The 11,115-nt window shown below is 72.7% G+C and carries 11 protein-coding genes and 1 pseudogene; 7 read left to right on the forward strand and 5 right to left on the reverse strand.

Annotated features, from left to right (window positions below; genetic code table 11):
• A partial coding sequence (gene ggt, locus TR48_RS25640; RefSeq protein ID WP_042371439.1) for a gamma-glutamyltransferase occupies positions 1-1,773 on the forward strand: 1,773 nt, incomplete at its 5' end.
• A gap of 159 nt (positions 1,774-1,932) precedes the next feature.
• Here the strand turns inward: ggt and pknB are convergent.
• A pseudogene (pknB, locus tag TR48_RS25645) lies at positions 1,933-2,925 on the reverse strand (Stk1 family PASTA domain-containing Ser/Thr kinase); the annotation flags it as partial.
• 141 nt (positions 2,926-3,066) lie between these two features.
• On the opposite strand from pknB, the gene TR48_RS25650 reads away from it, so the two are divergent.
• Complete coding sequence (locus TR48_RS25650) at positions 3,067-3,486, forward strand: MmcQ/YjbR family DNA-binding protein (protein ID WP_042371441.1); 420 nt, start codon at positions 3,067-3,069, stop codon at positions 3,484-3,486.
• 85 nt (positions 3,487-3,571) lie between these two features.
• Here TR48_RS25650 and TR48_RS25655 read toward each other — a convergent pair whose 3' ends face one another.
• Both TR48_RS25655 and trpS read right to left on the reverse strand, forming a co-directional pair.
• Complete coding sequence (locus TR48_RS25655; protein ID WP_152628180.1) at positions 3,572-4,135, reverse strand: hypothetical protein; 564 nt, start codon at positions 4,133-4,135, stop codon at positions 3,572-3,574.
• Between the two features lie 232 nt (positions 4,136-4,367).
• Positions 4,368-5,399 (reverse strand): tryptophan--tRNA ligase, encoded by a 1,032-nt coding sequence (trpS, locus tag TR48_RS25660; RefSeq protein WP_042371445.1) that lies wholly within the window; start codon positions 5,397-5,399, stop codon positions 4,368-4,370.
• 265 nt (positions 5,400-5,664) lie between these two features.
• On the opposite strand from trpS, the gene TR48_RS25665 reads away from it, so the two are divergent.
• On the forward strand, positions 5,665-6,162 hold the full coding sequence (locus TR48_RS25665) for an adenosine-specific kinase (RefSeq protein WP_201777157.1): 498 nt from the start codon (positions 5,665-5,667) through the stop codon (positions 6,160-6,162).
• Between the two features lie 76 nt (positions 6,163-6,238).
• On the opposite strand, the gene TR48_RS25670 is transcribed toward TR48_RS25665, so the two are convergent.
• Positions 6,239-7,384, reverse strand: a complete 1,146-nt coding sequence (locus TR48_RS25670) for an alpha/beta hydrolase (protein WP_042371449.1) — start codon at positions 7,382-7,384, stop codon at positions 6,239-6,241.
• Positions 7,385-7,511: 127 nt separating this feature from the next.
• On the opposite strand from TR48_RS25670, the gene TR48_RS25675 reads away from it, so the two are divergent.
• Complete coding sequence (locus TR48_RS25675; protein WP_161789906.1) at positions 7,512-8,948, forward strand: outer membrane protein assembly factor BamB family protein; 1,437 nt, start codon at positions 7,512-7,514, stop codon at positions 8,946-8,948.
• 113 nt (positions 8,949-9,061) lie between these two features.
• Positions 9,062-9,679: a hypothetical protein gene (locus TR48_RS25680; RefSeq protein WP_042371450.1), complete on the forward strand. Its 618-nt coding sequence runs from the start codon at positions 9,062-9,064 to the stop codon at positions 9,677-9,679.
• 64 nt (positions 9,680-9,743) lie between these two features.
• Here the strand turns inward: TR48_RS25680 and TR48_RS25685 are convergent, their stop codons facing one another.
• Positions 9,744-10,190 (reverse strand): nitroreductase family deazaflavin-dependent oxidoreductase, encoded by a 447-nt coding sequence (locus tag TR48_RS25685; RefSeq protein WP_042371451.1) that lies wholly within the window; start codon positions 10,188-10,190, stop codon positions 9,744-9,746.
• 176 nt (positions 10,191-10,366) lie between these two features.
• On the opposite strand from TR48_RS25685, the gene TR48_RS25690 reads away from it, so the two are divergent.
• Both TR48_RS25690 and TR48_RS25695 read left to right on the forward strand, forming a co-directional pair.
• On the forward strand, positions 10,367-10,627 hold the full coding sequence (locus TR48_RS25690) for a hypothetical protein (RefSeq protein ID WP_152628182.1): 261 nt from the start codon (positions 10,367-10,369) through the stop codon (positions 10,625-10,627).
• Positions 10,628-10,632: 5 nt separating this feature from the next.
• On the forward strand, positions 10,633-11,115 hold a 483-nt coding region (locus TR48_RS25695), incomplete at its 3' end, for a hypothetical protein (RefSeq protein WP_052443000.1).

Genomic DNA, 11,115 nt, shown 5'->3' on the forward strand with positions numbered 1-11,115 from the left:
GCTTTATCCGCCGCAGCCCCGGCCCCCGCCCCCGCCGACGTCCCCGCGCCCAAGCAGCCGGAGGCGACCGGGACCGGCGGCGCCGTCGCGAGCGTCTCGGCGGAAGCGACCGACATCGGCATCGAGGTGCTGCGGCACGGCGGCAACGCCGTGGACGCGGCGGTGGCCACCGCCGCCGCCCTCGGGGTCACCGAGCCCTACTCCTCGGGCATCGGCGGCGGGGGGTACTTCGTCTACTACGACGCCCGCAGCCACCGGGTCTCCACACTCGACGGCCGGGAGACCGCGCCCAGCACCGCCGACCAGAACCTCTTCGTCGAGAACGGTCAGCCGCTGAACTTCTGGACCGCCGTGGACAGCGGCCGCTCCGTGGGCGTTCCGGGCTCGCTGCTCACCTGGCAGCAGGCGCTGCACCGCTGGGGCACCCGCTCGCTCGCGCAGTCGCTCAAGCCCGCCGAGAAGCTCGCCGACAAGGGCTTCGTCGTCGACCAGACCTTCCACGACCAGACGGCGCAGAACCAGACGCGCTTCTCCTACTTCCCGGCCACCAGCGCCCTGTTCCTGCCGGGCGGTCAGCCGCCCGCCGTCGGCAGCGTCTTCCGCAACCCCGACCTGGCGGCCACCTACCGCGAGTTGGAGCGCGACGGCGTGGACGCCCTGTACCGGGGCGACATCGGACGGGAGATCACCGCGATCGTGCAGCATCCGCAGGTCGACCCGGCCTCCGGCTGGTACGCGCGCTCCGGCGCGATGACGCCGGCCGACCTGGCCGCCTACCGGGTGCGCGAGCAGGCCCCGACCCGGGTGCACTACCGGGGCCTGGACGTCTACGGGATCGCCCCGTCCTCCAGCGGCGGCACGACCATGGGCGAGGCGCTCAACATCCTGAACGACTTCGACCTGCAGCACGCCTCCTCGGTGCAGTACCTGCACGACTACCTGGAGGCCAGCCGGATCGCCTTCGCGGACCGCAACCGCTGGGTGGGCGACCCGCGCTTCGAGAACGTGCCGACGCGGGCGCTGCTGTCCCAGCGCTTCGCGGACTCCCGCGCCTGCCTGATCTCTCCGGACTCCAGCCTCACCAGCCCGCTGGCCCCCGGCGACCCGCTGCACCCCTCCTCCGGCTGCGTCAACGCCGGCACGCCCGCCCCGACCACGCCCGAGGGGACCCACACCACGCATCTGACGGTCGCGGACAAGTGGGGCGACGTGGTCTCCTACACGCTGACGATCGAGCAGACCGGCGGCAGCGCGATGACCGTGCCCGGGCGCGGCTTCCTGCTGAACAACGAGCTGACGGACTTCGACTTCACGCCCGCCGTCGCCGGGGTCCCCGACCCGAACCTGCCGGGGCCGAGCAAGCGGCCGCGCTCGTCGATGTCGCCGACGATCGTGCTGAAGAACGGCCGGTTCGACTTCGCGGTCGGCTCCCCCGGCGGGGCCAGCATCATCACCACGGTGCTCCAGGTCCTCACCGAGCACGTGGACCGGGGTCTCAGCCTCGAACAGGCCATCGCCGCACCGAGGATCAGCCAGCGCAACCTCGCCCGGACGGAGGCCGAACCCGCCTTCCTCGGCAGCGCGGACGAGGCGGGGCTGGAGGCGATCGGCGAGTCCTTCACGCTCAACCCGGAGATCGGCGCGGCCACCGGCATCCAGGCCCTGCCCGGCAGCCTGCTGCAGGCCGCCGCGGAACCCGTCCGGCGCGGCGGCGGCGCGGCGGCGGTCGTGTACCCGGAAGGCCCGCAGAGCGCGCGGAGCCCGCAGAACTGACGCCCGCTCATGCCGACGCCCTCGCCGGGAACGTCCGTTCCCGGCGAGGGCGCCCGGCTGTGGGACGAGGCGGCGTCAGCTCATCAGCGTGTAGGTGATGAGCGTGGTGAGCAGCAGCGTCACCCCGCCGAGCAGGGCGAGCTTCAGATACGCGGCGCGGTCGACCCCGGTGTCCCTGGGCCGCGGCGCGGCAGGCGCCCGCGACGGGCGGGGGGACGGCGCCGGCGCGGCGGGCTGCGGGGCGGGCTGCGGAGCCGTACGGGCCGAGGCCGGCTTCACCTGCGGCGCGGGCTGAGCCATGATCGACAGCGTCTGGCCGGAGAGCACCCGCTCGATGTCCGCGCGCATCTCGTCGGCGCTCTGGTACCGCTGCTCACGGTCCTTGACCAGCGCCCGCATCACGATCGCGTCGATGTCGGGCGAGATCTGCGGGTCGTACAGGGACGGCGGCTGCGGCTGGTCCTGCACGTGCTGGTAGGCCACGGAGATCGGCGAGTCGCCGACGAAGGGCGGGCGCAGCGCCAGCAGCTCGTACAGCAGGCAGCCGGTGGAGTAGAGGTCGGTGCGTGCGTCCACCTGCTCGCCGCGCGCCTGCTCCGGGGAGAGGTACTGCGCGGTTCCGATCACGGCGGACGTGGCGGTCATGGTCATCCCCGCGTCGCCCATGGCGCGCGCGATGCCGAAGTCCATGACCTTCACCATGCCCTGACGGGTCAGCATGACGTTGGCGGGCTTGATGTCGCGGTGGACGATGCCGCTGCGGTGGGAGTACTCCAGCGCCTGCAGGATGCCGACCGTCATCTCCAGGGCGCGCTCCGGCAGCAGCCGCCGGCCGGACTGCGTCAGCGCGAGCAGGGTGGAGCCCTCGACGTACTCCATCACGATGTACGGCAGGGATATGCCGTCGAGGAAGTCCTCGCCGGTGTCGTAGACGGCGACGATCGCCGGATGGTTGAGCGAGGCCGCGGACTGGGCCTCGCGGCGGAAGCGGGCCTGCGAGACCGAGTCGCGGGCCATGTCGGCTCGCAGCGTCTTGATCGCGACGACGCGGTCGAGCCGCACATCCCGCGCGACGTGGACCTCGGCCATGCCGCCACGCCCGAGGACGCCGCCCAGCTCGTACCGGTCGCCGAGGCGACGCGCTTCCAGCATGCTCCCAACCCTCTCCATCACCCGGACCCGCCGGCCACAGAGCGGCTCCGCGCCGCTCTCTCCCCACCCGTGACCTTGGCCCGAACACGGTACCGCCTCCGGGTGACGGAAAACGCCGCGGTCCGGGCCTACGATGCAGCCATGGCGACCTGGGACGACGTCCGCGGCATCGCTCTCTCGCTCCCGGGCACGAGTGAGCGGGCGTCGCGCGACCACGCGCACTGGTGGGTAGACGGAAAAGGGTTCGTCTGGGAGCGGCCCCTGCGGGGTCCTGACCTCGCCGCGCTCGGGTCTGACGCCCCGGAGGGCCCGATCCTGGGCGCGCGGGTGGCCGACGAGGGCGTGAAGGCCGCGCTGATCGCGGCGGAGCCGCAGGTCTACTTCACCATCCCGCACTTCGACGGCTACCCGGCGGTCCTGGTCCAGCTCGACCGCATCGAGGTCGGCGAACTCCGCGAACTCATCACCGAAGCCTGGCTCTCCCGCGCCCCGAAACGGCTCGCCAAGCAACTTGGCGAGCCACCTCAGGAGCGCGAGCAACTGCGCGAGGAACCACCCTGAGCGGATGGCGCTGCTCGCTCGGCGGCGAAACCACTCAGGTTGGCTTGCCGCGCAGTTCCTCGCGCCCCTGCGTAGTGCAACTACCTCAGCCGGACGACCAGCGGGACTTGCGGCGCTTCCCCTGCGGGGGTGACTCCGGTTCAGCGTCCACGGCCACGCCCTGGAGCGCGCGGGCGAGGGCGACCACGTCATCGACGGGGCGGGCGATCGCCGCGAGTTGGAGGGCCTGTTCCACGACGGGCGAGTTGGGGCCGCCGAGGGCGTGGACGAGTTGGACCACCTCGGGGACCGGACGGGAGACGACGGCCACCCGCAGGATGTCCCGGCCGCGGGTCTGCTGCGGGCCGCGCAGCGAGTCCAGCAGGACGGTGAGTTCCTCCAGCGGCCGACCGGCCGCAACCTCGCTGGCGGGGTGCGGCCAGGCGTTCTCGCCGTCGGCGTCGAGGAGGGCGAAGAGACGGGCGACGTCGGCGACCGGCCGGTTCGCGACGGCGCTGTGGACGAGCGCAGCGGCCCAGTCGGGGACGCGGTCGGCTTCGGGCTCGGCGGCGGTCGCCGCCTCCCGCCCGGTGGGCCCCCCGGCGGCCCCGTCCGCGGCCTCGACCACGGACTCATCAGGGCTCGGTATCAACGATATTGCGCGTGCCACGGTACTTCTCCAGTGGTTGTGACGATGGATCACTAGGCGGTACCACGCCGATCGGCGGGGTACCGCCCGCCCGACCAGCGTCCCCGGCATGACCGTACGCGAACCACCCCGGGAGGCCATCCGGGGGACGCCGGACGGAAAACTCTCGCGCACCGCCTGACCTACGTCACTGCAGGTCACAGGTCTTACTGTGCGTCACCTGTGTAACTCAGTGCAACGAAACGGGCGACGCTCAGTAGACAGCGTCCATGACGCACCGCACCTCCTCGAGGGTCGCGTCCGCGACGACGTTGGCCTGCTTGTTGCCGCGGCGCAGCAGCTCCCGCAGCGCGGCCCGGTCGCGGGCCAACTCGGCACGGCGCGCGCGGACGGGCGCGAAGCGCTCGTTGACGGACTCGGTGACCACCTGCTTGAGCCGGGCGGCCCCGCCGCCGCCGATCTCCTCGGCGAGCGCGACCGGGTCGCGGTCCTGGCACAGCGCGGCGAGCAGCACCAGCGAGGAGACCTCCGGCCGGCGCTCGGGCTCGTAGCTGACGTGACGCTCCGTGTCCGTCTTGGCGCCCCGGATCAGGCGGGCGCTCTCGTCCGCGTCCGCGGCCAGCTGGATCGCGTTGCCGCGGCTCTTGCTCATCTTGCCGCCGTCGGTGCCCAGCAGCAGCGGAGCGGCCGACAGCAGCGCCTCGGGCTCGGGGAAGACGGGCGCGCCGGACCGCGCGTAGCGGTCGTTGAAGCGGCGCGCGACCGTGCGCGTGACCTCCAGGTGCGGGAGCTGGTCACGGCCGACCGGCACCAGGTCCGCCTTGCAGAACAGGATGTCGGCGGCCTGGTGCACGGGGTAGGTGAACATCAGTCCGGACACGGCCGCCTGGCTGGAGTGCTTGATCTCGTCCTTGACCGTGGGATTGCGCTGCAGCTCGGCCACCGAGACCAGGCTCAGGAACGGCAGCAGCAGCTGGTTCAGCGCGGGCACGGCGCTGTGCGTGAAGATCACCGAGCGTTCCGGGTCGATGCCGACCGCCAGGTAGTCGAGCATCAGCTCTTCGACGTAGCCGGGCAGGTTCGCGGCGATGTCACGGTCGGTCAGCACCTGGTAGTCGGCGATGACGACGTAGACCTCGGCGCCCTCGTTCTGCAGCCGGACCCGGTTCTCCAGGCTGCCGAAGTAGTGGCCGACGTGGAGGCGGCCGGTCGGACGGTCGCCGGTCAGGATGCGCGTGCGGGTGGTCGCCATGGTGGTCGGCAGAGTGGTGGGGCGGCTGCTCATCGGATTCTCCCGGGCTCGGGGTGGTGGATGCGGGTCGTGAGGGACCGGGCCGGGCCGCCGGGCGGCGGTTCGGCGCATCCACCCCGGTGCGAGCCGGGGAACGCCGAAGGGCCGTCCGTGACGAACGGCCCTTCGAGGCGTGCGTGCGAGAGGGGCCGCTCCTAGGAGGAGCGCCACCAGCACCGGCACGAGGAAAGCTGCATGGGGCAAGCATAGCGGCCGACTCCGACGTGCGCGGAGGGTCGCGGTCGCGCAGGCTGACCCCATGGCAGCTGAAGCGGTGTCCATCGAGGCCGTCGCGGTCGACAAGCCCGAGGACCTGAACGTGATCATCGGGCAGTCCCACTTCATCAAGACCGTCGAGGACCTGCACGAGGCGCTGGCGGGCATCAGCCCGCACCTGCGCTTCGGCCTCGCCTTCTGCGAGGCCTCCGGTCCTCGCCTGGTCCGCCGCTCCGGGAACGACCCCGAGCTCGTCGCGCTGGCGGTCGCCAACGCCACGGCGATCGGCGCCGGGCACTCGTTCGTGATCCTGCTGCGCGAGGGCTTCCCGGTCAACGTCCTCAACGCGGTCAAGTCCGTCCCGGAGGTCTGCGGCGTCTTCTGCGCCACGGCCAACCCCGTCCAGGTCCTCGTCGCGGTCACCGCGGCCGGCCGGGGCGCCGTCGGCGTGGTCGACGGCGCGCCGCCGCTCGGCGAGGAGACCGAGGCCGACGTCGCGGCACGCAAGAGCCTCCTGCGGGCGATCGGCTACAAGCTCTGAGCAGCGGCGCCGCTGCGAGCGGCCCCGCCGTGAGCCCCCGCCGTTGGCAGCTCGGCCCTGAGCGCCCCCGCATGCCTCACGGCGCCGGCGGCGCCAGGTGGTCGCTGAGGAACGTGAGCGAGGCCGGCAGCAGCCGGACCCAGGTGGTGAAGTTGTGGCCGCCGGTCGGGACCGTCGCCTCGGCGACCTGCATCGGCGGGTGGACCAAGGCCGCGAAGGCCTGGCCCTCGCGGTAGGACGCGCCGTCCTGCCTGCTGCTGGCCAGCATGACCGAGACCGGCGGTGGCGGCAGATGCGTGAGCCGCCAGGTCAGGTCCGCCTGGTCACGCAGTATCTGGCTGCCGCCGAAGAGGTCGCCGGTGGTGACGTCCTCAGCGGCCTTGAAGTAGCCCGAGAGCGAGGCGGCCGTCGAGTAGACCGACGGGTTGCGCATGGCGAGCTTGAGCGCGCAGTAGCCGCCCGTCGAGTCACCGATCGCGCCCCACCCGGCGGCGTCCGTGCGCACCCGGTAGGTGCCCTCGACGTCGAGTGGCACATCCGCGGTGAAGTAGGTCTCCGCCTGCGGGCCGTTCGGGATGTCCTCGCACTCGCTGTCGCGGGGCATCGAGGGCGAGGGCTGCATCAGCACCTGCACCATCGGCTTGATCTTTCCCTGCTGGAGCAGCTGGAGCTCGATCGACGGGTACTGGAGCTTGGTCAGCAGGTTCTTCGCCACGCCGGGGAAGCCGGTGGTCACCAGCAGCACCGGGAACCTGTCCTTGGCGTAGGCCGGCTGGAAGTACTGCGGCGGCAGGTAGACGTAGCCGTCGGTGCTGAGCCCGGTGACGTGGCCGGGGATGCGGACCTGGTCGACCCGCCCGACCTGCGCGGGGGCACGGACGCCGATGCCGCCGGAGCCGGTCGCCTCCTGGCCGAGCACCTCCACCGCGCCGTGCGGGCCCTGCTTCGAGCCCGCGCCGGACACCGACGCCTGGACGGCGACCGGTCCGCCGCCGATCCCGAGCAGGTCGTGCCAGCTGCTGTAGAAGGAGAAGTAGTCGTTGACCAGGATGCCGAGGGTCGACACCAGCAGCACCTGGGTGACCACGACGGCGACGATCCGACCCGCGACCGGCTTCCAGCCGTGTCCGGCCAGGCGTGGCCAGAACCACACCATGGCGACCAGACACGCCACGGTCAGCAACGCCACCAGGATCAGGATCCCGCTGCCGGTCAGCCCCATGCGCCCGCCCGACCTCCGTCCGTACGCCGCCACCGCCCCCTCTCAGAGTGCACCACCGCAGGCACACCCGTCACAGGAACGCGCGCCGCTGCCACGCGTCGGTGGCGCCCCGCCGCACACTGGGGACGTGCCCCGCCTTCGCCGCGTCGTGCGTGTCCTGACCGTCGGTGCCGCGTTCCTCGCCGCCGGGCTTCCCGCCGCCGGGTGCACGAGCGCGTCGCCGGGTCCGGCCCACGCCACCTCACCGGCCGGCTCCCCCGTCGCCGAGCTGACGCTCCCGCCCGGCGCCGCGAGCCCCGCGCCGACACTGCCCGGCGACTGGCTGACCTACCATCACGACTCCGCCCGCTCCGGCGACGTCCCCGGGGTCCCCGCGCCCGGCGCGCTGCGGCAGGAGTGGCGGGCGCAGCTCGACGGCGCGGTCTACGGCCAGCCGCTGATCGTGCGCGGAACCGCCATCGCGGCGACGGAGCATGACAGCGTCTACGGGCTCGACCCGGCCACCGGCCGGGTCCGCTGGCACACCTCCCTCGGCACGCCCGCCGCGCGGTCCACCCTGCCCTGCGGCGACATCGACCCGCTCGGGATCACCAGCACGCCCGTCTACGAGCCCGGCACCGGCCTGGTCTTCACGCTCGCCGAGCTGAGCACCGGGCAGCACGTCCTGACCGGCCTGGACCCCGCGACGGGCGAGGTCCGGGTCCGGCGGGAGGCCGAACCGCCGCGCGGCGACCTCCACGTCCAGCAGCAGCGCGGCGCGCTCGCCGCCGTGGCCGGCAGGGTGCTGATCACCTACGGCGGTCTGGAAGGCGACTGCGCCAATTATGTCGGCGCGGTCGTCTCCGTCCCGGCGACGGGCTCGGGTCCGCTGCTGACGTACGCGATCCCCACGAGCCGCCAGGGCGGCATCTGGGCGCCTGGCGGGCCGGTCCTCGCCCCGGACGGCCGGGTGCTCGTCTCGGTCGGCAACGGCGCGTCGGAGAACGGCCCCTGGGACGGCTCGGACTCGGTCCTCGCCCTCTCCCCCGACTCACTGTCCGTCACCGGCTCCTTCGCGCCCGCGAGCTGGCCGGACGACAACGCGCACGACCTCGACCTCGGCTCGCTCACCCCGGCCCTGGTGGGCCCCTGGGTCATGACGGTCGGCAAGCGCGGCACCGGCTACACCCTCGGCCTCGCCACCCGCCTGCACCACACCGGCGTCGGCGGCGAACAGGCGCAGGCGCACCTGTGCAGCGCGTACGGCACCGCGGCCGTCACGGGCGCCACCGTGTTCGTGCCGTGCGCCGACGGGCTGCTGCGGGTCGACGTGGGGGCCGACGGCGTCCCGCGACCGGGCTGGCGCGTCCCGCTGCGCGCGTCCGGCTCGCCGGCGCTGGGCGGCGGCGCGGTGTGGGTGCCGGACTACGGCGCGGGCACGCTGCTGGCGCTCGACCAGACCAGCGGCCGGGTGCTGGCCCAGGTGGCGACGGACACGCTGCCGCACTTCGTCTCGCCGGTGCTGAGCGGCGACCGCGTCCTGATCGGCACGGGGACCGGGGTGACGGCGTTCGGCGGGGCGTGACCGCGCACACGTGCCCGCCGACGGGCCCGTCCGCGTGCCTCCCCCAGATGGTGCAACCTCATCCGCGAGCGAAGAGAATGGTGCGAGGGGTTCCCCGACCTCGGGAGGACCCGATGAGTTCGCACGCGCGTTTCTCGGCCGCGGCGGCCGCCCTCGCCGCAGCGATGCTGGCCGTGGCGACCGGGGCCGCCGTCGCCGTCCCCGCCGACTCCAGCTCGCCCGGCCCGTCCGGACCGCCTCCGCTGAGCGGAGTGCCCTCCAGTTCGGCGACGCCGAGCGGCTCCTCCGGCAGTTCCAGCGCCTCACCCTCGACGCCGTCCACGACGTGGAAGTTCTACAGCGTCAGCACGTCGTCGAACCTCTACACGTCGTCCGGCCAGGTGATCGCGAATCCGAGCACCGCGCCGGCCGTCGGCGACTACGCCGTCAGCACGGACAACGACTACGCCGGCACCCACACCAACCACTCGACGGCCGTCTACGCGACCGACCACCTGTACTGCCTGTTCACCAAGGCGCCTGCCACGGCCACCTGCTCGGCGCAGATCGCCACGAGCCAGGGCATGCTGATCGCGGACAACTCCACGCAGGACTTCGCCTCGCAGGCCCCGACCCAGACCTACACGATCACCTCGGGCACCGGCGCGTACCAGGGCGCCAAGGGAACCGTCGTGGTGACCCCGATCGCGAACAGCAACAACGCCGACTTCGTGGTCACCTGGTCCAGGTAGTACACGGCGCACAGAGAAAGGACCCTGGCCGCCGGTCCCGGCGGCCAGGGCGGGATGCGGGCCGTCAGTGCCCGTGGGCGGCGGGCTCCAGCACGAACAGCGGGATCTCCCGCGTGGTCTTGGTCTGGTAGTCGGCGTAGTCCGGGTACGCGGCGACCGCTCGCTGCCACCACTGCGCCTTCTCCTCGCCGGTGACCTCTCGGGCCGTCATGTCCTGGCGGACCGTGCCGTCCTGCAGCTCGACCCGGGGGTCGGCCTTGAGGTTGTGGTACCACACCGGGTGCTTCGGCGCGCCGCCCTGCGAGGCGACGACGGCGTAGCGCCCGTCGTGCTCGACGCGCATCAGCGGCGTGTTGCGCAGCTTGCCGCTCTTCGCGCCGATGGAGGTCAGCAGGATCACCGGCATCCCCCGCATCGTCGTCCCCTCCTTCCCGCCGGACGACTCGTACTGCTCGACCTGGGCCCGCACCCAGTCCGTCGGGCTCGGCTCGTACTCACCCTTCAGAGGCATGCGTATCCGTCCCATCGCTCTTAGTGACGATCCTTCGTGACCATGATTCCACTCCTCAGCACGCCTCGCACCGAACGGCCGCCCCAACGCGCATGTCGGCCGCCGACGTCGGAGGATGGGCGGCGAGACCGGGCCGCGACCCGCGCCGCCCGGAAGCCTGCCCGGAGGTGACCGAGGTGAGCTGGCCTGACGCCGGTGACGAGCTGCGGGAGGACCTCGACGAGGCACAGCTCGGCAAGCCGGAACAGTGGTACTACTGCCTGAAGCACCACCGCCCCGAACAGGGCCACCAGGAGCCCGCGCGCTTCCTGCTGGGCCCCTTCCCGACCGAGGAGGCGGCCTCGCACGCGCTCGAGAAGATCGAGGAGAACGAGGAGGCCTGGGCGAAGAAGGACCGCGTCGACCGCGAGCTGCGCGGCGAGGGCGGTGCGACGTGAAGGACATGTCCTCCGACATGGAGCACGACGACAAGATGCTCTTCTTCACCTTCACCGATCAGGCGGCCGCGACCGCCGCGTTCCAGGACGTGAAGGAGCTGCCCACGGTCAACCGGGCGGCGCTGATGCAGCGCGACGCGGACGGCAAGGTCACCGTCCCGCTGGACTACGACCCGGGCGCGGGCGGCGCCATGGTCGGCTTCGGCACCGTCGGCACCATCCTCGGCCTCTTCATCGGCCCGCTGGCCACGGCCATCGGCATCGCCCTGGGCGCGGGCGTCGGCGCCCTGGCCGACGGCGAGGAGGCGGAGAACGAGACGGGCGCGCTCGTCGGCCTCAGCGCCTGGGTGGACCCGGGCAGCTGCCTGCTCGTGGCCGAGATGGTCGAATCCGACCCCCGCGCGGTCGACTCCATCGCCGCCCGCCACGGCGCAACGCGCCTCCAACGCGTCCCCGCCTCCGAGGCCGCCGACTGGATGGCCCGCTTC

Source organism: Streptacidiphilus neutrinimicus, assembly GCF_000787815.1.
Lineage (GTDB): Bacteria > Actinomycetota > Actinomycetes > Streptomycetales > Streptomycetaceae > Streptacidiphilus > Streptacidiphilus neutrinimicus.

Bases quoted from the DNA above. Each gene is read 5' to 3' on its own strand.
- TR48_RS25650 (WP_042371441.1), top strand. From the start codon at position 3,067: ATGGCGACCTGGGACGACGTCCGCGGCATCGCTCTCTCGCTCCCGGGC.
- trpS (WP_042371445.1), bottom strand. From the start codon at position 5,399: ATGAGCAGCCGCCCCACCACTCTGCCGACCACCATGGCGACCACCCGC.
- TR48_RS25665 (WP_201777157.1), top strand. From the start codon at position 5,665: ATGGCAGCTGAAGCGGTGTCCATCGAGGCCGTCGCGGTCGACAAGCCC.
- TR48_RS25670 (WP_042371449.1), bottom strand. From the start codon at position 7,384: ATGGGGCTGACCGGCAGCGGGATCCTGATCCTGGTGGCGTTGCTGACC.
- TR48_RS25680 (WP_042371450.1), top strand. From the start codon at position 9,062: ATGAGTTCGCACGCGCGTTTCTCGGCCGCGGCGGCCGCCCTCGCCGCA.
- TR48_RS25685 (WP_042371451.1), bottom strand. From the start codon at position 10,190: ATGCCTCTGAAGGGTGAGTACGAGCCGAGCCCGACGGACTGGGTGCGG.